The 23,378-nt window shown below is 37.0% G+C and carries 17 protein-coding genes; 14 read left to right on the top strand and 3 right to left on the bottom strand.

From position 1 onward, the window contains the following. Nucleotides 1-182: 182 nt before the first annotated feature. Nucleotides 183-2,060: a BCCT family transporter gene (locus tag AA0017_RS08645; protein WP_413380956.1), complete on the top strand. Its 1,878-nt coding sequence runs from the start codon at nt 183-185 to the stop codon at nt 2,058-2,060. A 49-nt stretch (nt 2,061-2,109) separates the two neighbouring features. Here AA0017_RS08645 and AA0017_RS08640 read toward each other — a convergent pair whose 3' ends face one another. Both AA0017_RS08640 and AA0017_RS08635 read right to left on the bottom strand, forming a co-directional pair. After that, nucleotides 2,110-2,928, bottom strand: coding sequence for a cytochrome c oxidase assembly protein (locus tag AA0017_RS08640; protein ID WP_413380954.1), 819 nt, complete (start codon nt 2,926-2,928; stop codon nt 2,110-2,112). Further along, nucleotides 2,918-3,418 carry a DUF2243 domain-containing protein gene (locus AA0017_RS08635; RefSeq protein ID WP_413380952.1) on the bottom strand — a complete coding sequence of 167 codons (501 nt, stop codon included), beginning with the start codon at nt 3,416-3,418 and terminating at the stop codon, nt 2,918-2,920. The genes AA0017_RS08640 and AA0017_RS08635 overlap by 11 nt, the downstream gene beginning before the upstream one ends. 207 nt (nt 3,419-3,625) lie before the next feature. Here AA0017_RS08635 and AA0017_RS08630 point away from each other — a divergent pair, with 207 nt between their 5' ends. From AA0017_RS08630 to AA0017_RS08585, 10 genes are all read left to right on the top strand, one after another. Further along, nucleotides 3,626-5,296 (top strand): PrpR N-terminal domain-containing protein, encoded by a 1,671-nt coding sequence (locus AA0017_RS08630; protein ID WP_413380950.1) that lies wholly within the window; start codon nt 3,626-3,628, stop codon nt 5,294-5,296. A gap of 162 nt (nt 5,297-5,458) precedes the next feature. Next, entirely contained in the window at nt 5,459-6,445 is a 987-nt protein-coding gene (locus tag AA0017_RS08625) for a 2-keto-3-deoxygluconate permease (RefSeq protein WP_413380948.1), read from the top strand. Between the two features lie 66 nt (nt 6,446-6,511). Then, on the top strand, nt 6,512-7,813 hold the full coding sequence (locus AA0017_RS08620) for a four-carbon acid sugar kinase family protein (protein WP_413380946.1): 1,302 nt from the start codon (nt 6,512-6,514) through the stop codon (nt 7,811-7,813). Between the two features lie 19 nt (nt 7,814-7,832). Further along, nucleotides 7,833-8,804, top strand: a complete 972-nt coding sequence (gene pdxA / locus AA0017_RS08615) for a 4-hydroxythreonine-4-phosphate dehydrogenase PdxA (protein ID WP_413382495.1) — start codon at nt 7,833-7,835, stop codon at nt 8,802-8,804. A 538-nt stretch (nt 8,805-9,342) separates the two neighbouring features. Beyond that, on the top strand, nt 9,343-10,770 hold the full coding sequence (locus AA0017_RS08610) for an aldehyde dehydrogenase family protein (RefSeq protein WP_413380944.1): 1,428 nt from the start codon (nt 9,343-9,345) through the stop codon (nt 10,768-10,770). A 185-nt stretch (nt 10,771-10,955) separates the two neighbouring features. Next, nucleotides 10,956-12,428 (top strand): carboxylesterase/lipase family protein, encoded by a 1,473-nt coding sequence (locus AA0017_RS08605; protein WP_413380942.1) that lies wholly within the window; start codon nt 10,956-10,958, stop codon nt 12,426-12,428. Between the two features lie 383 nt (nt 12,429-12,811). After that, nucleotides 12,812-13,396: an SGNH/GDSL hydrolase family protein gene (locus AA0017_RS08600; protein ID WP_413380940.1), complete on the top strand. Its 585-nt coding sequence runs from the start codon at nt 12,812-12,814 to the stop codon at nt 13,394-13,396. Nucleotides 13,397-13,421: 25 nt separating this feature from the next. After that, nucleotides 13,422-14,786 carry a sigma-54 interaction domain-containing protein gene (locus AA0017_RS08595; RefSeq protein WP_413380938.1) on the top strand — a complete coding sequence of 455 codons (1,365 nt, stop codon included), beginning with the start codon at nt 13,422-13,424 and terminating at the stop codon, nt 14,784-14,786. A gap of 331 nt (nt 14,787-15,117) precedes the next feature. Then, nucleotides 15,118-15,894 carry a 3-hydroxybutyrate dehydrogenase gene (locus tag AA0017_RS08590; RefSeq protein WP_413380936.1) on the top strand — a complete coding sequence of 259 codons (777 nt, stop codon included), beginning with the start codon at nt 15,118-15,120 and terminating at the stop codon, nt 15,892-15,894. Between the two features lie 76 nt (nt 15,895-15,970). Next, entirely contained in the window at nt 15,971-17,284 is a 1,314-nt protein-coding gene (locus AA0017_RS08585; protein ID WP_413382492.1) for a GntP family permease, read from the top strand. 91 nt (nt 17,285-17,375) lie between these two features. On the opposite strand, the gene AA0017_RS08580 is transcribed toward AA0017_RS08585, so the two are convergent. Further along, on the bottom strand, nt 17,376-18,782 hold the full coding sequence (locus tag AA0017_RS08580; protein WP_413380934.1) for a PLP-dependent aminotransferase family protein: 1,407 nt from the start codon (nt 18,780-18,782) through the stop codon (nt 17,376-17,378). A gap of 124 nt (nt 18,783-18,906) precedes the next feature. Between AA0017_RS08580 and pdxS the strand changes: the two genes are divergently transcribed. The 3 genes from pdxS to AA0017_RS08565 all read left to right on the top strand — a co-directional run bounded on the left by pdxS (nt 18,907) and on the right by AA0017_RS08565 (nt 23,016). Beyond that, nucleotides 18,907-19,794, top strand: coding sequence for a pyridoxal 5'-phosphate synthase lyase subunit PdxS (pdxS, locus tag AA0017_RS08575; RefSeq protein WP_413380932.1), 888 nt, complete (start codon nt 18,907-18,909; stop codon nt 19,792-19,794). After that, nucleotides 19,794-20,393 (top strand): pyridoxal 5'-phosphate synthase glutaminase subunit PdxT, encoded by a 600-nt coding sequence (pdxT, locus tag AA0017_RS08570; protein WP_413380930.1) that lies wholly within the window; start codon nt 19,794-19,796, stop codon nt 20,391-20,393. Before pdxS ends, pdxT begins: the two co-directional genes overlap by 1 nt. Before the next feature lie 721 nt (nt 20,394-21,114). Further along, nucleotides 21,115-23,016 (top strand): endonuclease MutS2, encoded by a 1,902-nt coding sequence (locus tag AA0017_RS08565; RefSeq protein WP_413380928.1) that lies wholly within the window; start codon nt 21,115-21,117, stop codon nt 23,014-23,016. Nucleotides 23,017-23,378 lie beyond the last annotated feature (362 nt).

Here is a 23,378-nt window from a genome sequence, read left to right as displayed (position 1 = left end):
GAACTAGAACATTTTAATAATAATATACACTTTTTATAAAAAAGTAGTTTAAGCTGCGAAAAAATAGGGAAACAAAAAATGGTCGAAAAGAATGAATAAATAAATCCATTTGTATGCTTTAAAAAATAAAGCAGTTATCACATAATGGTATATGTCAAATTTGGCAATGAAAGGTGATGCTTATGTTAGAGAAAAAGAAAGAGAAAGACCATACGGCTTCCTTTGTGCTGTATGCATCCGTAATGGGGGTTGTTTTATTCGTCACATGGGGGATGATTTCGCCATCACACCTAGGGGAAACAGCTAATACAGCACTTGATTGGATTATTGTCAATTTTGGTTGGTTTTATATGTTATTGGCAAGTTTGTTTGTGATATTTGGATTGGTTATAGCGATTTCACCTTTTGGAAAGTTGAGATTAGGAAAAGAGGATGACCGACCGGAACATTCGTTTATTTCTTGGATTGGCATGTTATTTGCTGCTGGTCTTGGGGTAGGGTTTGTATTCTTCGGGGTAGCGGAACCAATTATTTATTATTTGGACACACCTCCTGGAGTCGTGCCAGGTACAACAGAAGCCGCAGAAATTGGTTTACAGTATGGAGTCTTTCATTGGGGTTTACATGCTTGGGGTGCTTTTTCTGTCGTTGGTTTAACGTTAGCGTATGTTCAATATCGAAAAAATAGTCCAGCCTTAATCAGTTCAGCGTTTTATCCTTTGATTGGTAATCGCGTGAACGGATGGATGGGTCGTGGTATTGATTTATTAGCCGTCATATCTACATGTGCTGGGGTTGCTACTACTTTTGGTCTTAGTGCACTGCAAATTTCTGGTGGAGTCTCATTTTTAACTCCATTATCGAATAGTATTCCTTTGCAGCTTACGATCATTGCTATTATTACCGTATTATTTCTCTTTTCAGCTGTACGAGGAATTGATAAAGGAATCAAGCGATTAACAAATCTAAACTTAATATTAGCAGGGTTATTACTGCTATTTGTATTTCTTTCTGGACCTACCATTACACTGCTTGAAAGTATGGTGACAACTGTTGGTGGATATGTTGCTAATATTGTTGATATGTCGTTAACGATGACACCTTTTTCAGAGAGTGAGTGGTTAGGGGCTAATACGATTTTCTTTTGGGCATGGCATATGTCTTGGTCTCCATTTGTTGGATTGTTTATCGCACGTATTTCAAAAGGACGTACGATTAGAGAATTTATTGGTGGCGTATTATTAGTTCCAACTTTACTCGCCGTTATTTGGTTCACGACTTTTGGAGGAACGGCATTAGAAATTGAAATGTCAGGTATGTATCCATTAGGTGATGTTGCTTTAAATGAAGTGGAGTTAACGTTATTCCATATGTTAGAGCAACTTCCACTGACGACGATTGTAAGTATTCTGGCGATTATTGTAGTAGGAATATTTTTTGTTACATCGGCAGATTCTGCGGCTTTTGTTCTAGGGTCAATGACTTCTGGTGGGCAATTAAATCCAAGTTATAAATTAAAAATTCTTTGGGGTGTTTTAATTGCTGGAACAGCCTCTGTCCTCCTTATAAGTGGAGATGGAGGATTAAATGCTTTACAAACAGCTGCGATTGCCGCCGCTTTGCCGTTTGCGTTCATTCTTCTACTCATGCTCATATCAGTGAGTATGATGATGTTTAAAGATTTTGATGTCGATCAGAAACAAAAACGTAGGAAGCGAACAGATGAGCTTAAAGAAATTATGAAAAAGGAAGCGTATGAAGAGCTCCGACAAGAACTAACCGATGAATGGCGAGAAGAGTTACGCCGTGAGTTAATGGCAGTCGGTCGAAGTAATGCCGAAATGATCCATTTCCAAGCAACTGAAAACAGCGCCATCGTCGGTAAAAATTTAGCTTCCATCGGCTTTCCTCCACATGTCAATGTAAGTGCGATTGAACGTGGTGAACAGATGCTAACCCCTTCAGGGAGTACGGTCATCGAAGAAAATGATTTTATGTATGTACTCGTACAAAGTGAACAAAAAGAAACATTGCTTGAAATTTTAAGGGAAACGAAATAAAAAAAGAGAGAGATTGTCTTTTCGACAATTTCTCTTTTTTTATTATAAGTTAGGTCAGTTGGTTTGCGACCATCTTTAACCGTGGTCGAGTCGCCTTAAACCATTGCCAACAAAGAATGAAGATAATGATCGCATCAATGGCATCCCCACCATAATACATAAGTTGAGCGGCTTGTTGGGCTTGTACGGTTTCAACTCCTGTTGGTGGGTGAGAATAAATGAATTTGGTTAGAACTCCGTGACCAGCTAAAGCGATTATGAACGTGATCGCTCGGCAATGAAAAGAAACTCGGTGATAGACAGGGTCAATATAGATCATGGAGACTGTAAATAAATAACCTGCCAAAAAGAGATGAACATGTACGAAAACATTTATCACATTATTCTCGTGCATGAGCAAATACAGGTCAGATGTATACAATAACCATAATCCGCCTATATTTAAAACTGAAGTGATAATTGGATGTGTATAAACTCGAAACGGCCAGCTTTTAAGAAATGAAGAGAGCTTTCTTGCGACTGAAACATTTAGGGTTCGAAATAATAAAGTCATTGGTGCTGATAACACGATGAGTAAAGGCACTAACATTCCTAATAGTAAATGGTGAATCATATGAGTGACAAAAGGACCATCAACTAGTGGCACTACCGGATTTAGGAGCGTAACACTGGCTAAAAATAGACCGATTGCAAAGGAAAGAGTTCGGTATTTAGGCCAATTTTTATAATGTCTATTGGAATAATAAACAGATAGAAGATAGAAAAGAAAAAGGAGAATAAATGGAATGACCATATAAAGTGAAGCTATTAATTCAACGATATGATGAGTTTCAAAAGGCTTCAAAGCATGATGAGCATTATGTTTCATGGTGATTAGCTCCAAAAACATTTGGTTTACCCTGATTATGTTTAAGAAGGAGTATACCAATGATGATCATAATGGCGGCAAAAACATTCCAAATCAGATCATAAATAAAGACATTATCAACATAACGAATTTGATGTATTCTCATTAATTTGTGTTGAATAATTCCATCATAAAGTTGAAAAACTCCAGCACCAAGTAGAAGACCACCCCACCATCTTTTTATTAATAAGATATTTCGCCTTCTAAGGTCAGCAAATAAAAATAATCCACCAATAGTTGCAAACCAACTAAAAGCATGGAATAGTCCGTCTGAGATTAACCCAATACTAGTTGTCGATTTATCATAAAAATGATGCCAATGTAGGATTTGGTGAAAGACAGCCTCATCAATAAAGGCAACAAGACCAAGGCCGAACAATAGGCCAGACCATAAATTACGCCTTTTATATAAAGCTCTTTTAGTAGTAATTGAATATGTTTCTGTAGCCATTTTATGCCTCCTTATAAAGTTTTACCTATAGTTTTTCACTCGATTCCATTATTATACAGTGGCGGGTTAAGAATGAACTTGTTTAAGTAATGATCCTGTTTGTATGTATTCTGCTAGGTAGCTATCAATTGGTTATCACTACCTTTTTTTATTTGGATATGATTCAATATGAATATAATTATTTTTTGAATGGAACGGGGAATTAAGATGCTACAAATTCATATCATTGCACCATATCAATCAATGGTACCGATTATCAAAGAATGTCTACCTTTTTATGAGGATTTAACGATAAGTTATTCTGTTGGGGATTTACAAAAAGGTGTAGATATTGCCAAAGAGCAAGAGAGAAAGGGAACAACTATCATTATTAGTCGTGGTGGGACGGCACAGCTGATCAAAGAGAATGTCACTATTCCAGTCATCGATATTCAATTGTCGGGGTATGATTTAACACGCTCTTTAACGTTAGCGAGCAATATCCATAATAAAACAGCGGTCGTCGGCTTTTCGAATATTACCTCTGGTGCAAGTTCCATTATTGATTTGTTAAATTTACCCTTAAACGTTTTTACCGTTTCGCGTTCGGATGAGGTCGCTCCTCTTTTACTTAAACTAAAAGAAGAGGGCTATCAACAAATTCTTGGCGATGTTATTACGATAAAAACATCACAAGCATACGGTTTAAAAGGAATGTTGTTACAATCAGGAAAAGAATCCATTATTCGTTCGATTGAAGATGCTCTTTTTTTATATGAAAATTTAAAAAAACAAAACAGATTAAGTGGAGTATTCGAGCACTTTTGGGTGAAAACTCAGCCGAACATTCTCATTTTTGATGAAAAAAATAAATTGGTGTATGAGCACCTTCGTGATATTGAACAGAATCTTTTAACAGAGGAAGAGTTATATATTTTAAACACGGCCTTAGAAGTTAACCGAAGAAAGGTTATCCGTGATTTTGAGAGAGGTTCTTATCATATTAATGTAACGGGATATTTGTATGAAGATGAAATCAAAGTATATCTTTTAGAAAAACATACAGTTGATTTATCATTAGAAAATGGTGTCAAAGTACATAATGGTGTGATCAAAGAACCGATAGCCAATAAATCAGAGCAAATGGAAAGCATTATTCAAACGCTCAAAAAATTATACTCCAAACAAAAGCCCATTGTTTTAGCTGGTGCAAAAGGGACAGGAAAGAAATTTCTGGCATCTTATATTCACCAAGAATTAGCTGTAGATGGACAGCTAATAGAATTAGATATCAGGCAGTTTGACATGAAGCATATTAATGATTTATTTCAGCCAAATGTTCGAACAATCGTTATAAAAAATTGTGAAGATCCTCTTTTGGACCCTGTATATAAACTTTTTCTTCAAAAATGTGATGAAGAAAAAGTACGCTTATTTCTCCTAACTGATGCATTGAGGACACAAGAAGAAATAGAAAACCTTGGTCTTTATCAAATCATTGTGCCACATCTATCAGAAAGATTAGAGGATCTCCATGAATTAGTGCTATACTTTTTAGCCGATTACCATCAGAAATATGGAACAACTGCTGTAAAAGTAACGGAGGATACGTTGTCTTATTTGAAAGGTTTAAAATATACGAATCATATTGATAGCTTAAGAAATATCATTAAACAAGCGGCATTAAATGAAAAAGATTATATGATTCATAAAACAACTATTGAAGCATTATTTGAGACGAATACCGAAAAATTCAATCAACCTATACAAGGGACATTGAAGGAGATAGAGACTAAAATCATTTTGCAAGTGTTAAAAGAAGAAGATAATAATCAAACAAAAGCAGCTGAAAGATTAGGAATTAATCGGGCGACATTATGGAGAAAACTTAAGGGGTGACCTTTAAGTTTTTTATTTGCTTTGGTTGTTGCAAAATTAAACAATTTAATCATTTTGTAATTATTTTTAAATTTTATTGTTGCATAATCTATCAATTTGTTTTAATCTATATTTAGAAATACAGATGAAAGCGTTTCATTAAATGGAAAAGGAGAAAAAACAATGAAAATTAAAGCAACCTTAGATCGAATTCCTGGTGGGATGATGGTTGTTCCCTTATTACTTGCAGCAGCCATTAATACATTTTTCCCAAACTTATTAAGAATAGGTGGATTTACTGAAGCTTTATTTGTAAATAGTTCAAGTGCTTTAATTGCTTTATTCTTATTAATAGCTGGTACACAAATTACGTTTAAGACAGCGGGTACATCCGTGAAAAAAGGTTTAACCTTATTAACCTTTAAGTGGGTTATTGGAGCTGGTATTGGTCTTATTGCCATTATGTTAGCGGATTCAAATGGTTTATTTATGGGGTTAGCTCCAATCGCAATTATTGCCGCCATGACAAATTCTAACGGAGGCCTTTACATTGCCTTAGCCGGTCAATATGGAAAAGAAGATGATAAAGCTGCTTATCCATTTTTAGCTTTAAGTGACGGTCCTTTTTTAACGATGGTAGCGTTAGCTATTTTTGGTACAATGGGCTTTGCGGAAGGAATGTTCTCACCAGTAGATTTTGTAGCGGTTTTACTTCCATTACTCGTTGGGGTAGCCATTGGTAACTTAGATAAAGACATGGGTGATTTCTTACACAAAGGAAGCGACAAACTTGTTCCATTCTTCGCATTCTCCCTTGGAATGGGCATTAATTTTACCTCGATCATTCAAGGTGGAATTAGCGGAATTTTATTAGGAGTTATGACGGTATTATTTACGGGTGGAATTGGATATTTAATTTTTAAATGGATTGGATGGAACCCAATTGTTGGAACGGCTGAGGGCTCGACGGCAGGAAATGCTGTTGGTACACCGATGGCGATCGCAGCTGCCAATGTCTCATTTATGCCGATGGCTGAGCTCGCAACGGTTCAAGTGGCGGCGAGTGTTGTGACAACCGCGATATTACTACCAATCTTTATAGGGTTTTTAGCGAAACGGCTTGAGAAAAAGACAGGTAAAGAAGTGAAAGAAATAAACGCAACGATGTAGATAAATAGAGAAGAAGGCCATCCTTTAATGGCTTTCTTCATTTGATTTTTAAAAAGGAGAGTTACTATGAATTTAGCAATCATCGCAGACGACTTAACAGGAGCTAATGATAGTGGTGTTCAGCTTGCAAAGTATGGATTGCAAACATCTGTTTTCTTTAAAATGGACGCCGAAAATATAACAGAAAATGAAGCGGTTGTTTTTGATACAGATAGCAGAGCGAAAAAAGGGAAGGAAGCTAAAGAGAGCGTTGAAAAAGTAACCCGTTTTTTGCTTGAACATCAAATCACAAATATTTATAAAAAAATAGATTCAACGATGCGTGGAAGCATTGGACATGAATTAATCGGTTTTCATAATCAATTACAAACAGATTTTATTTTTATTGCAGCAGGCTATCCTAAAAATGGTCGAAAAGTGATAAATGGCTACCATTATTTAAACGGACGTTTGTTATCTGAAACAGAAATTGCCAATGATCCTGTCACCCCTGTAAAAGAATCCCATATTCCAACTCTATTAAAAAAGCAGATGGGAGAGGAAGTGGGTCTCATTAATTTAGAAGTTCTTCGTTCAGAAGATGCAGGCGTTTTTGCTAGGGAGTTATCAAAATTAAAAGAGCAAAAAGTTACATTCGTTGTTATAGATTCCGAATCAGAAGAGGATTTACAATTATTGCTTAAAAAGGTGAAGGGAATAAAGGACTCGATTGGCTGGGTCGGTTCAGCTGGGTTAGCAAATTACCTTCCTGCTTTTTATAATTTAAAACAAAAGCCTCAAAAGTATCAAATAGTCAACATAAAGAAGCCTGTTTTAACCGTTGTTGGAAGTGTCAATGTGAATTCTAGAAATCAATTAACAAGACTATTAGAAGAAGATGTTTTTGCGATAGAAATGAAATCCTATAAAGCTGTTTCAGACTCTGAAACGAGAACAGAGGAAGTATCTCGTGTTTATCAAGAGGTTATAAGTGCAGCAAAATTAGGGAAAGATGTGGTCATTTATTCTGCAGGAGAGCAAGAAGATATTGCCTATGCAAGAGAAATTGGGGCAAAGAATGGTTTTGATTTCACAGCAACGAGCCGTGAAATTGTGACAATGATTGGAGAGGTTGCCTCTCGCCTACTCAAACAAGACTTATTCCAAGGGATTGTCATGACGGGAGGAGATACGGCCAAGAAAATTTGTGATAAATGGAATGTCGCTGGTTTCAAATTGTATGATGAATTGGAAGTCGGCGTACCAATATCGAGCTTTATCGGCATCGACCATCTTTTTGCGATTACAAAAGCTGGGGGATTTGGAAAAGAAGAAGTATTTATTGATGCTATTCGAAAATTGAAGGGAGTTAATGACATTGAACAATAAACCAATAATCGGCATAACAATGGGAGACGCGGCTGGAATCGGTCCAGAAATCATTGTTAAAGCCCTAAATCATGAAGAAGTTTATAACAAATGTCGTCCAGTTGTCATCGGGGATGCCAAAATTTTAGAAAAGGTACGACCAATTGTTGAATTGGATTTGAAAATTCATCGAGTCAGTGAACCTGATGAGGCTAAGTTTGAACATGGCACTATTGATGTGATCGATTTAGATATCGTTCCTTTTGATCTACCTTTTGGTGAAGTTTCAGCAGTAGCAGGAGACGCCGCTTATCAATATTTAGCTAAATCAGTTGAGCTTGCTAAAGAGAAAAAAATTGATTCCATCTGTACAGCTCCTTTAAACAAGGAAGCATTGCACAAAGGGGGTCATCTATACCCAGGTCATACGGAGATTTTGGCTAAATTGACAGATACTGAAGACTTCTCAATGATGTTGACGACACCAAATTTAAAAGTCATTCACTTAACTACTCATATGGGACTTATAGAAGCTATTGAAAGTATTAATCCAGAAAGAACGTATAAAGTAGTGAAGTTAGCCCATGATACTTTATCAAAAGCAGGTTTTGACAATCCGCGAATTGCCGTTTGTGGGATTAATCCTCATGCTGGTGAAAATGGCTTGTTTGGAAATGGGGAAGAAGAAGAAAAGCTGGAACCAGGAATTAAAAAAGCCCAAAACGAAGGAATGAATGTTACCGGGCCACTACCAGCTGATACGTTATTTTTTAGAGCCGGTCGCGGAGACTTTGATATGGTGGTCGCATGTTATCATGACCAAGGACATGCTCCGATTAAAGTCATGGGGATTGAAGATGGCGTTAATATTACCGTCGGATTAAAAGGTGGGATTATCCGTACTTCTGTTGACCACGGAACTGCGTTTGATATTGCCGGGAAAAATATTGCCGCTGAAACAAGTATGATAGCCGCAATTGAGTCAGCTTATGAGTTAGCGCCGAAAAGATAATAAAGAATTTAGGAACATTCTCATCATTAATGGGAATGTTCTTTTTACCATTCATTTGTTCAGATTGGCTGGCGAGGGTGTTAATGTACACCTGACTAGAGACATATTTTTTTGCCTTTTCTATAATTTTGAGTCGTGAAGATTGTGATGCGACGAGATCAAAGCTATTGATTCCGCATTTCGTGTCGTAAAGGCTAGGATAAGACATGAAGAGCACGATACATACCACATTCCGAGTCGTATAGGCAGAGATGCGACGGGAAAAGCATGATTTTTACCACATTTCATGTCGTAAAGGTTGACTTACGACATGGAAATCGTGACTAATTCCACAGTTCGTGTCGTAAAAGCTACCATACAACATGAAGACCGCTATTGATTCCACAAATCGCAAAGATAGCAATACGACGCGATAATTATCAATATTCCACTTATGATAGCGCTTCCTTTTTTTATTTGGTTGGGCAACGTTTAGTTAACAGGGGTAACGGGGATAGAAAGAATAGAAACAGATTATGAATTAAAGGAGCTGGATTTCATGCGTAACTATACAAAACATTATATAAATGGTGAGTGGGTTGAATCTACTGGAACAGAGACAATTGATGTGATCAATCCAGCAACGGAAGAAGTAATGGGAACAATTAGTGCTGGAACAATAGAAGATTTAGAGCGAGCGGTTCAAGCAGCTAGAGAGGTTTTTCCTTTCTTTTCTCAAACGACAAAAGAAGAACGTATTGAGTTACTAGAAAATATTGCCCAAGAATATGAGAATCGAAAAGATGATTTAGTTACTGTTATTACAGAAGAATTAGGTTCTCCGATTTCTAATAGTGAATCCGTTCAATATGAAATGGGCTATCAACATTTTAAGCAAGCTGCCAAGGAATTAAAAGATTTTAAGTTTGTGGAAGACCGTGGCGGACATGTAGTTCAAAAGGATGCTATTGGCGTGGCGGGTTTAATTACCCCTTGGAATTTCCCGACTAATCAAGCGGCAACTAAGTTAGCTAGTACCTTTGCAGCTGGAAGTACAGTCGTGTTAAAACCAGCATCCAAAACTCCATTCGCTGCGATCATTATGGCTGAAATATTTGAGAAAGCTGGGCTTCCAAAAGGAGTTTTTAATTTAGTTAACGGCAGTGGTTCAACGATTGGGGACGCGATTAGTTCTCATCCAGATATTGATTTTGTCTCCTTTACAGGTTCTGGCGGTGTTGGAGAAAAAATAATGAAAAATGCTGCCGAAGATATAAAAAAGATCTCACTAGAATTAGGGGGGAAATCACCACTAGTCATCCTTCCAGATGCAAATATTAGAGAAGCAGCTAAAACAGCTGTTGCTGGAGTGGTTTTTAATACGGGTCAAGTTTGTACAGCAGCAACGAGAACGATTATTCCAAAATCTATTCATGATGAATTTATTGAGGCTGTTAAAGATGTATTACCTGAGTTTACAATCGGGGATCCAAAGGATAAAAATACAAAAGTGGGCCCTCAAGTATCAAAGGAGCAATGGGAAACCGTTCAATCATACATTCAAAAAGGGAAAGATGAAGGAGCAACGTTGATTGCTGGTGGAACAGGCAAACCAAAAGGATTTGAAAAAGGTTTCTATAGTCAGATTACCGTCTTTTCCGAGGTGAAAAACGATATGACGATTGCCCAAGAAGAAATATTCGGTCCGGTGATGTCCATCATTACTTATGAAGACCTTGACGAAGCAATCGAAATGGCTAACGACTCAATTTATGGATTAGCTGGTTATGTTTATGGTGAAGAGCCTGAATTATTAAAGAAGGTCGCCACTAGCTTACGAGCAGGAAGAATTACGATTAATAATGCCAAAGGTGATTTTGGGGCACCATTCGGAGGGTTTAAACAATCAGGAATCGGACGCGAATGGGGAGATTATGGAATAGAAGAATTTCTAGAGACGAAATCAATCTTAGGAATGCCATCTTAAATGAAAAATGGAGGACTTTCCAAAAGTAATTTTATGAACTTTTGGAAAGTCTTTTTTTGTTTTGATTACTAATCCCATCCTCAAACTACATTAAGTTTCTTTTTTTATTAATGAAGAAAATGATAAAATAAAAAGGTGAACTTTTTGCAGTGAACAGGAATAACAAGTGAAAGAGAGTGTACATAGTGAAGGATGTTATCGTTACAACTAAAAGTGGGAAAGTATGCGGTGCTGAATATGAAGATTTTGCTGAATGGAAAGGAATTCCTTATGCAGAAGCTCCAATCGGTCCTTTACGATTTCAAGCACCGAAGCCGATTAAACCATGGCTAGAAGTGAAGGAAACGAAAGCATTCGGGCCGAGTGCGATGCAAAATCACGCACGTCTTATGGAGGCATTAGGAGCAACGACTCAAAAAATGAGTGAGGACTGCTTGTACTTAAATATTTATGCCCCAACAAAAAATAAGCGAGCAAAATGTCCCGTTTTATTTTGGATACATGGTGGTGCTTTTTTATATGGGTCCGGTAATGATTATAACGGTGCAACTTTTTCCAAAAATGGTGATGTCGTTGTGGTGACGATCAATTATCGCCTAGGAGTTTTTGGCTTTTTATGTTTAGAAGAGGCGAAGAAATCATATAAAGACTCTGGCAATGCAGGGATTTTGGATCAGCTCTGTGCCCTGAAATGGGTGAAGGAAAACATCGAAGCTTTTGGTGGCGATCCGAATAATATCACGATTAGCGGGCAATCGGCGGGTGCGATGAGTGTGGCTACTCTAATGGCGATGCCAGAAGCGAAAGGTTATTATCATAAAGCGATCTTACAAAGTGGAGCCGGACGAATGGCAATTGAGAAAGAACGAGCCCAAAGAGTGACGAATAAACTGCTGAAAAATACGGAAGTAAAAGAATTCGATGATTTAACAGTTCTTCCTGCTGAAAAACTATTAGGAGCTTCGGCAGGTGTAAAAATGTTGGAGCTTTGCCCGGTCATTGATGGAATTCATCTGTTTGGCTTACCGGAAATCGAAATGAAGCAATATGTACATAAAGATATGCCAGTTTTAATCGGGACGACACGTGATGAATGGCAAATTTTTAATTTAAAAGACGAACGTTGGAATAGCCCGAACCTCGACAGCATGAGACATGTTTTGAAAGAAGCATCTGGGCGTGAGTTTACGCCACTGGCACGTGTAATGACAGCTTTTCCAAACCTATCGAGAAAATGGTATGTAAATTTAGCAACCTGGGTGATTTTTACCTTTCCAGCGATTCGGTTTGCTGACCAATTATTTGAGAACACTTCTCGTATCTGGATGTACCGCTTTGATCGTGAGCATTCTCATCGTAAAGAATGGAAGGCCAGCCATGGAATTGAAGTGAGTTATGTTTGGTTAAATCAAAAGAATGTTGCAGAGGAAGATCAAAAGCTTGCCTGGCAAATGCATCAAGCGTGGATTCATTTTGTGCATGAGGGGAACCTAGAAACAGTGAATGAAATGAATTGGCCAGCTTATACAAAGGAAAAAAGAGAGACATTCAAGTTTGATGTCCACTCCGAAGTGATAAAACAACCTCAAAAAGTGATGTATTCTCTTCATAAAAGATTAGAAAAGTCAGAACCCGCACCAATTCAAGATTATTCTTAATTAGAACACAAACAGAGGAAAAGATTAAACATAGCCACTAATTCATTTCCTCTTTTTTCGCTCTTTTAACTATAGATAAACAACCCTTACGGCCGAATTTTCAACTTGTCTGAGCATGGTTATTCATGTAATCTAATTTGTTTTATTAAGTGGAGTCATTGATGATGTGAGGAAGAGACTATATAATAAATGAATAAACTGACTTTTTTCACTAAATGTAAGGGCTTAACTTTTTGAGAAATAATCGGTGTATTTTTAAATTACTTTAAAATAGCCCTTTACTTTAATGTTTTTTAGAAAGGGAGAGTTAATCATAGTGTAGTATTTTTGTATTTGAAATATAGAAAATATGAATGAACGATGGAAATTAAGGAGGTTAGAAGATGTTTGTTACAATCGGGGATAGTTTAACAGAAGGAATTGGTGATCATACCGAGGATTTGAGTTGCAGGAGTTGGGTGGAGCATTTTGTTGAAAAGCACACAGAGCCATTACCCTTTCAAAATCTAGCCAAAAGAGGGCTTAACTCAACTGAAATTCGTCGTACTCAATTAAAAGAAGCTTTGTCACTCAATCCAACTATCGTCAGTTTAATAGCAGGAGCTAATGATATTTTAAAAGGTGGTTGGAATACGAATCGCTTTTCTGAAAATTTTAGTGGAATGGTGGAGTCCTTTGTTGAAGCAGGGGCAGATATCATAGTGGCTAAGCTACCTGATTTTACAAAACGATTATCTTTAGCAAATGCTAAAAAAGTGATCGTGCAAAGTCAACTAAAAGAAGCGAACCAAATTATTGAAGACCTTAGTGAAAAACACCGTTTATGTTTGATCGATTTTTGGAATCATCCAATGGCTGTTAATGATTCTATGTGGTCAGAAGATCATGTGCACCCGAATGCTTTAGGTTATCAGGAAGTGGCTAATGTTATCTACCATACTTATTATCAACATAAACAAAATGCGTAGGAGTTTTTATTAATGGGGGTAGAAAATGTTTCCTTTAGAAGAACGGTTTAAGGATGAAATATTTGAGACAATTTTTGAAAATGCTTATCATTGTTTAATAGTCGTAAATGAAAGCGGAATCATTACCTATATAAATAACAGCTACTGTCAATTTCTTGAACTTGATAAATCGGAAGTGATTGGTCAGCATGTGACAGAAGTAATTGAAAACACAAGAATGCATCTTGTCGTCCAGAGTGGCGTCGAAGAAATTGCCGATATTCAATACATCCGAGGTAATCATATGATTGCCAATCGGATTCCTGTACGTTCAGGTGATAAAGTTGTCGGTGCGGTCGGTACGGTTCTTTTTCGCGATACAGAAGAATGGATGAAGATGAACAGTCATATTAAAGATCTTCTGTTAGCCTTAGAGAATTATCGTAAACAATTAAATCACCAGCATGGAGTGACCTATACGCTTCACGATATTGTCGGAAGCTCAAGTCAGTTGAATGATTTAAAAGAAAAAATAAAAAAAGTAGCTCCAGGTGATGCTTCCATTTTATTAAGAGGGGAAAGCGGTACCGGGAAAGAACTTTTTGCCCATAGTATTCACCATTTAAGCGAAAGAAATCAAAAACCATTTATTAAAGTAAACTGTGCCGCTATTCCGGATCATTTATTAGAATCTGAACTATTCGGATATAAAGAAGGAGCCTTTACTGGAGCAAGAAAGGGTGGAAAAAAAGGGAAATTTCAACTAGCAAATGGTGGGACGATTTTTCTAGATGAAATTGGCGATATGCCGTTAAGTGCACAAGTCAAAATCCTCCGCGTGTTACAAGAAGGAGAAGTGGAAGCATTAGGAGATATCCAATCACAAAAAATTGATGTACGGATTATCGCGGCAACAAATCAACCGCTTGAACAGTTAATAGCGGAGCAGCGTTTTCGTGAGGATTTATTTTATCGAATTAATGTGATACAACTTCGTATTCCACCGTTGAGAGAACGTCCAGAAGATATTCGTGTTCTCGCCAAATATCTATTATATAAAATGACAAGTCGAACAGGCAAACGGGTGATTGATTTTGCTCCTGATGTGATGAAAGTATTTCAGACAGACGAATGGGCAGGTAACGTGAGGGAATTAGAAAATGTTATTGAATCCGCTGTCCACTTAACAAACACAGATGTGATCCATTTAGAAGATTTACCTGAACGATTTTATAGTAGTGAGGAGTTCATTAAAACAACAGGAACATTAAAAGAAATACTCGAAAAAACGGAAAGAGAAACACTAGAACAAGCATTTAAACGATGTAATCGAGATAAAAATGCCGTTATGAGTTTGTTAGGGATGGGTAAATCGAGTCTGTATGAAAAAATTAAGAAGTACAATTTGTAGTCCTTTCCGAAAAACCGGAAAACATTCCGGATTTTCGGAAAGGTTATTTCTTTAACCTTTTTTGAAGAATATAATAAGTTTTTATATGTCCTCTTTCCAACATATTGGAGAGCGGATTTTTTTATGAGAAAAAAAGGCGATTAAATGGACATTTTCTGTTTATTAAAAGTTGGCATGGTTTTTGCTTATATAGTTTATGAGGGAAGGAGTGAAAGATTTTAAGAAAACCTAAATTAACTTTTGAAAGCGTTTTTTCATAACGGTTTTGAAATTGTATTTAGCTAAATGAAATGAGTTTAAACAGTAAACATCAATTAGGAGGTTACTAGAAATGATCACAAATAAAGTTGTATTTATTACCGGGGCTGCTAGTGGAATTGGTTACGAAATCGGTCTTTCTTTTATTAAAAGTGGTGCAAAAGTAGTGTTTACAGATTTGAATGAAGAGAAAGTGAAACAAGTAACGACTAAATGTCAACAAGAGGGTTATGATTGTTTGGGGATGAAATGTGATGTAACGGTTGAAACGGATTTGCGGGTGGCAATCGAACAAACGGTCGCTCATTATGGAAGGTTAGATGTTCTGATTAATAATGCTGGTTTTCAACATGTTTCTGCCATTGAAGATTTTTCGACGGAGACATTTGAGTTGATGACAAAAGTGATGCTTATCGCCCCTTTTGTTGCAACAAAATATGCCTTACCTATTATGAAAAAGCAGTCTTTTGGACGAATCATTAATATGGCTTCCATTAATGGCTTAATTGGTTTCTCTGGCAAAGCGGGATACAACAGTGCTAAGCATGGTGTAATCGGTTTAACGAAAGTCGCAGCTCTTGAAGCAGCTGAATTTGGAATAACGGTTAATGCCCTTTGTCCAGGTTATGTTGACACTCCTCTTGTTCGAAATCAGTTAAAAGACTTGGCTCAAAATCGTGGTGTGTCCTTTGAAAAAGCATTAGAAGAAGTTATTTTTCCGTTAGTTCCACAAAAAAGACTGTTGTCAGTCCAAGAGATATCTGATTACGCAATGTTTCTTTCCAGTGATCAGGCAAAAGGTGTAACTGGTCAAGCGTTAGTTATTGACGGAGGATATGTCGCTCAATAAGTCCGTTTAGTTCGTTTTTAAAGTCTTAATATGAAAGCGTATACAAATAAATGGTTGAAATGAGGGAAATAAAATGATCTTTAGTGTGATCGGCCTTGTTGGTGGTTTAGCCCTTTTAATAATATTAACGATGCGAGGTATGAATTTATTAATTGCTGCCCCTTTATCTACATTATTTTTAGCTGTTTTTAGTGGGATACCGTTGTTTCCGCAAATGGTGGCTGAAGGGGAAATCAGTATGTTAAATAGCTATATGGAAGGTTTCTCTGGTTTTGTTGCCTCATGGTTTATTATGTTCTTATTAGGGTCTATTTTCGGGAAAGTGATGGGCGATGCAAGAGCCGCTGATAGTGTCTCGAAATGGGTCGTTGACCGTCTGGGTGTCAAATACGCCGTTGCCGCAGTCGTTGCCGCATGTGCGATATTAACTTATGGTGGTGTTAGTTTATTTATTGTCGGTTTCTCTGTTTTTCCATTAGCTCTTAGTCTATTTAAACAAGCCAATTTACCAAGGAGATTTATTCCTGCAGCATTAGCCTTTGGTTCGGTTACATTTACGATGACTTCTGCGGGTTCGCCAGAGATTCAAAATTGGATTCCGATTCCGTTTTTAGGAACAACCGCTTATGCTGCTTGGGAAGTCAGTTTAATCGTTGCCATTTTTATGGCTATTAGTGGCTATTGGTTATTGAAAAAAATCATTGATCGAGCCGTCGCCAAAGGTGAAAAGTTTGAAGCTCGTGATGGTGATCCAGTTATTGAAAAGCAAGATTTGCCAAACCCACTGCTTTCAGCGATTCCGTTATTAATTGTTTTAATTGTATCGTTTATTTTCCATGATTCACTTGGGACGTCTGCCTTAATAATCGCGTTAACAAGTGGAATTATCGCTACATGGGCTTTAAATCACAAATATTTAAAGAGTGTTTGGACATCGGCTTCAAATGGGACGATGGGGGCTTTGCTTGCGATTACGAATACTGCCGCTGTTGTTGGTTTTGGGGCAGTAGCCAAAAATACAGAAGCCTTTAATTCTGCGGTTGCTGCGGTGACCGATTTACCTGGAAGTCCATTAATTGGGGCGGCCATTGCCGTTGGTGTCATTGCCGGGTTAACAGGGTCTTCATCTGGTGGTCAACAAATTGCTCTTCCATTGGTTGCACCGCATTACTTAGATATGGGTGTCGACCCAGAAGCTTTACACCGCGTTGCTGCGATTTCTTCTGGTGCTCTTGATACGCTGCCATATGGAGGATATGTAGTTACAACGATTCGGGCCATTTGTGGCGAAACACATAAGGATGCTTATCCTGCTTTTGCGGCTGTCACAGTGCTTATTCCAGTCTTAGGTGTTCTTTTTGCGATAGGGTTATTTGCTTTGGGAATGTAGTAGGGACTGTGAGCTTCAAAATTTTGAATCATAAGCCCTTGATACTAAAAAACGAGAATGTCTGTTAGCTTTCGCTTAGACATCCTCGTTTTTACTTGTGTTTATACCCCCATGCTTTCAATAACATTGTAATCGCTAACTCCAAGTCTTCTTCCGCAATCCCGGCAAATCCGAGCAATATACGAGGTGGTGATGTATCATCAATGGCCATCGAATAGGCAGAGAGCGGGTAAACTTTTAAGTTCTCATGGGCAGCTTTTTTGACTAAAGTGGTTTCATCCATACCATTTTTGACAACGAGGACGATGTGTAAGCCTGACCGCTCCCCGATAATCGTTAATCCCTCTTCATATGGTTTTAGTAAACTCAATACCTTCTCGAGCTTACGACGATAAATTTTTCTCATTCGGTTTAAATGTTTCTCGAAGTCTCCATGTTTCATAAACTCAGTTAATACCGTTTGATCAATCCGAGACACGGTTGAATGATAGAAGGAGAATTTATCCTGATAAAGTTGGAGTAACGGTTTAGGTAAGACCATATAACTAATGCGAACGGAAGGCATAAGTGATTTTGAAAAAGTTCCTAAATAAATGACTTTTTCGGAAAAATCCATGCTATGTAAAGAGGGGATCGTTTTTCCTGTATAACGAAACTCACTATCGTAATCGTCCTCAATAATAAACCGTTCTTTGTCACCTTCCGCCCAGTTTAACAACTGTTTTCGACGATTAACAGATAAAACACTCCCATATGGAAAATGGTGTGAGGGTGTGGCATAAACAATATTAATGTTAGAGCCGATCACTTCTTTAACACGAACACCTTCTTCATCGACATTTAGTGGAATCACTTCATGAGGATAGTTTTTTAAAATCTTTAACATTAAATGATATCCCGGGTCCTCGACTCCATATACTTTCTGTTCGCCCAATAAGAGAACGAGCTGTTGCAAGAGAACTTCAACACCTGCACCAACAATAATCTGCCGCGGACTACACTGAACACCACGTGAGTGATATAAATATTGAGAAATTTCATGACGTAATTCATATTCTCCTTGGTTATCGCCTAACAAGAGTAAGTGGTGATTGTGAACATCGATTGTATTTTTTGTATATTTTCGCCATTTGTCAAAAGGGAAGTTTTTTGTATCAATATGACTTGGGTGAAAATTAAAGCGAATAGAGTCCTTCTTTTTTTGTAACACTTCGACATTTGGTTCACTTGATGTTGTATATTCTAAATCTTCGAAGGCTTGTACGAAAAAACCTTTTCTAGGAATCACTTCAACATAACCTTCTGCACTCAGTTGATCATAGGCTGTTTCAACCGTATTTTGGCTTAATTTAAGAAAATCCGCTAATTTTCGTTTGGAAGGAAGCTTGGTCCCGTATTCAAGCCGACCATCAGCAATTTCATTTTTTATATATAAATATAACTGTTCGTATAAAGGGGTTGCACTTTCTCGATCTAATTCACACCAAAGCATATTCATCTATATTCACACTCCATTTAATACTGACCTCATTAAATTATTAAAAACTGACACTTTTAATACAACCAAACTATTTTTATAATAATAAACAAATCAAACTATTGCAAATGGAGAGGTGCTACATATGGAAAAATTACTAGGTACTGATAAAGTTAAAAGAGGTATGGCTGAAATGCAAAAAGGTGGCGTTATTATGGATGTCATCAATGCTGAGCAAGCGAAAATCGCGGAAGAAGCTGGAGCAGTTGCTGTAATGGCCCTAGAACGAGTACCATCTGATATTCGTGCTGCTGGTGGTGTCGCAAGAATGGCTGACCCGACTATTATGGAGGAAGTTATGAACGCTGTTTCGATTCCTGTCATGGCTAAAGCGAGAATTGGTCATATTGTCGAGGCACGCATTTTGGAAGCGATGGGTGTGGACTACATTGATGAAAGTGAAGTGTTAACTCCTGCTGATGAAGTATATCATTTAAATAAACGTGATTTCACTGTCCCATTCGTATGTGGTGCTCGTGATTTAGGTGAAGCCGCTCGTAGAATTGGTGAAGGTGCATCCATGATTCGTACAAAAGGAGAGCCAGGAACAGGAAACATCGTCGAAGCTGTTCGCCATATGAGACAAATGCAAGCTCAGATTAAACAAGTTGTTGCGATGTCAGTAGATGAATTAATGACTGAAGCCAAAAACCTTGGTGCTCCATATGAATTATTATTACAAATTAAAGAGACTGGTAAATTCCCAGTTGTTAACTTTGCTGCTGGTGGAGTTGCTACTCCTGCTGATGCGGCGTTAATGATGCAATTAGGAGCAGATGGTGTCTTTGTTGGTTCAGGTATTTTCAAATCAGATAATCCAGAAAAGTTTGCTAGAGCGATTGTAGAAGCGACAACTCATTATACGGATTATAAATTAATCGCTGAGTTATCTAAAGATTTAGGAAGCGCAATGAAAGGAATTGAAATCTCAACTTTATCACAAGCAGAGCGTATGCAGGAGCGCGGTTGGTAATGGCAACAATTGGCGTCCTTTCCTTACAAGGAGCTGTCTCTGAGCATGTTCGTTTCCTCGAAAACAATGGAGCTTTGGCAAAGGAAATTAAACGTCCAGAGCAGCTAAAAGAAATCGATGGTTTAGTTTTACCTGGTGGGGAATCTACTACAATGAGAAAGCTCATCGATAAATACGATTTTCTAGAACCTTTACGAGCTTTTGGTGAAGCAGGTAAACCTGTATTCGGTACATGTGCTGGCATGATTTTAATGGCTGAATCTCTCGTCGATAAAGAAGAAGGGCACTTAGGGTTTATCGATATGGTTGTGGAACGAAATGCTTTTGGCAGGCAACGGGAAAGTTTTGAGGTTCATTTAAATGTCGCAGGTATTGCTGAAGACTTACAAGCTGTCTTTATTCGAGCTCCGCTTGTTAAAGAAGTCGGAAGAGATGTTGAAGTTTTAAGTGAGTACAGTGGTGAAATTGTCGCCGTCAAACAAGGGCCATTTTTAGCCTGCTCCTATCATCCAGAGCTAACGGATGATTCAAGAATGCATGCATTTTTTATTAAGATGGTTGAAGAAAAGCTGGCGACTAAAACGACTTTACCACAGTGAAAATAATTAAGGTAACTGATATAAAATAATCAAAGCCTCTGAAATTTAGAGGGAGGTGCTAGCTTGTCGGCAACGTCTCGTAATCGAGGGAGTCGACAGGCTTTTTTTATAAGCGAAAGATATAGTCACACATGTCGCCACACAAGGGAAAGAGGCATGTTGGTTGTGAAAATTATTAGATAGGATACAACAAAAGGAGGAAGGGAAAAAGTAGTCATCAATAGCAGGTGGAGACAACAAAAACATAATAGGAAGAAGTAAAGGTTTACTTTTTCTTTCAACCATAGTAACATGTTGCTTAACGATTAGATTTCAATTATTAAAAATGAATATAAATGAGAGGTGCTTTTTGTGAGTGCGGTAGGTTCTAAATAGGGAAAATTTAATGAGATAAATTCAGAAAAAGGGTATTTCTATCCCTTTATTTGTTGTGGATTTATTTCAAACCTATGAAGATACCTACAATACTTTATAAAGCGTGTCATTTTTTGAGGGTAGCCATTAGTTTTATTGGCTTATTTGCGTAACTTTCATAATGACGTAAGCCTTGTAAATGTAAAAAGCTGCGGTATCTCCGTAGCTTTTTTTATATGTATATTTTAGCTAGCGGAGAAAACCAAATAGTGAATTCTAAAATCAATCGCCTTAACAATTGAAATTTAATCGGTAGGTATCTTCATTTATGAATGAATTTATTAAATCATAGTGAGGAGAATAAACAATGAATCAATCAACATTTGAAAAGTTACAATATGAGGAGCTTAAACAAACTGTAAAATCTTATTGTGTAAGTGGGCTAGGTAAGCAACTACTCGATAAACTGAAACCGAGTTCTCAATTAAAAGTTGTCAAGAATCGTTTAAATGAGACAACGGAGGCAAGAGCGATTTTAGATGCAGAAAGCCATATTCCCTTTATTGGTGTTTCGAATATAGAAAATACCGTACAAAAGCTTGAAAAAGGGATGATTTTAGACCCGAGTGAATTAATCAGCATCTCCGATTTTTTAAGGGGATGTCGAAAAATGAAATCATTTATGTTAGCGAAGGAATTTTTTGCTCCTGTTTTATCATCGTATGCCCTTTCAATGTCTGAATTACAAAATGTAGAAGAAGAAATCAATCATTGTATTAAAAATAACCGTGTGGATGCACAAGCGAGTAAGGAACTAAAGCGAATTCGTAGACAAATCAATCTGACGGAAGAAAAAATTAATGACCGACTCCATAAATTTTTAAATAGCAGTACTAATAAAAAATACATTCAAGAATTTTTTATTAGTAAAAAAAATGACCGATTGACGATTCCGATAAAAGCCTCTTATAAAAATCAAGTTTCGGGAACGATTGTTGAAGTTTCTTCTAAAGGTTCCACCGTTTTTATCGAACCGAGTACAGTAGCGAAGTTAAATGGAGAACTAGCCAGTTTAAAAGCGGAAGAGACAATGGAGGAATATCAAATTTTAGCTACTTTATCAGGAATGATTATTGAAAAGAATCATGAACTCAAAATGAACATAGACCTCATTAGTCAATATGATATGGTTTTTGCGAAGGCGAAGTTCAGTAAAGCCATTCAAGGGATTGAACCAAAAGTCAATGAACATGGCTATATAAAAATAGTTGGTGGTCAACATCCACTTTTAACAGGAAAGGTCGTTCCACTTCAATTTGAAATAGGGGAAGATTATCGGAGTTTAGTCATTACAGGGCCTAATGCCGGTGGTAAAACAATTGTTTTGAAAACGATAGGCTTGCTGACGATGGCTGTGATGTCTGGTTTCCATATAACAGCTGATAAAGAAACAGAAGTATCAATTTTTGAAAAAATCTTTGTCGACATTGGTGATAATCAAAGTTTAGAAAATGCTTTAAGTACATTTTCTTCTCATATGAAAAATGTGTCTGAAATTATGAAAAAAGCAAATAATCATACGCTCTTGCTATTTGATGAAATCGGCAGCGGCACAGAGCCAAATGAAGGGGCCGCTCTTGCTATATCCATTTTGGAGGAATTTTATCAAATGGGTTGTATGACAGTCGCAACTACCCATTACGGGGAAATTAAGCGTTATTCTGAACAGCACGATGAGTTTATGAATGCGGCGATGCAGTTTAACCAGCAAACATTGGAGCCATTATATCAATTAATGATTGGCAAATCAGGGGAAAGCAATGCTCTATGGATATCAAGGAAAATGCAAATCAATGAACAGGTGTTAGAAAGAGCAAAGGGTTATATGCAAAACAAAGATTATCACTTTAACCTAGTCAATCCGGATATTGTCAGGAAACCAAAAGTGCTTCATACGGAACCGAAAGTGAAATATGATTATAAAAGAGGAGACCGAGTTAAATTATTCGACTATGATGATTTTGGAATTATTTATAAAGAAGTCGACGCCTTTTATAATGTTATCGTCTTCCATAATAAAGAATTAAAAGAAGTTAATATTAAACGAATGAGTTTAGAATTAGAAGCAAAAGAATTATATCCAGAAGGTTATGACATAGACACTTTGTTTGTTGATTATCAAACTCGAAAAATGCAGCATGACCTGGAAAGAGGTTCAAAAAAAGCTTTACGGAAAATTGAGAAGGAGATTAGAAGAAACAAACAATAAGTTAGTGAGAACGGACTAGATGTTATGTTAATATATTGTAGAAATTCGAAAATAGGTATTTTTTCAGCTGAGGTAGAGATAAGTCGAGCTTTGTCATAACTTTATTACCATCTTCCTTTTTCTTACTGAATTCCATTATTTATCTTAGGGATTAAGTAATAATTAATATTGTAATATAAAATGTCAACCGGTATAATCGAACGAATATTCTTATATTTGTACCAGTTAAGCTACGAATATGATACAATTAAAAGTGACATATATTCCATAATTATCTTAAAGTGTCATTTTTTCAGTATTCACTTTGAAAAATGAGCCTTACCAGTTTAATCATTACTGTGTAGGGCTTGTTTTATAAGAAA

Origin of the sequence: Alkalihalobacillus phoenicis (assembly GCF_047302405.1) — a bacterium.
In the GTDB taxonomy this organism is placed as follows: Bacteria; Bacillota; Bacilli; order Bacillales; family Bacillaceae_D; genus Alkalihalobacillus.
This window is presented reverse-complemented; position numbering and strand designations above follow the sequence as displayed.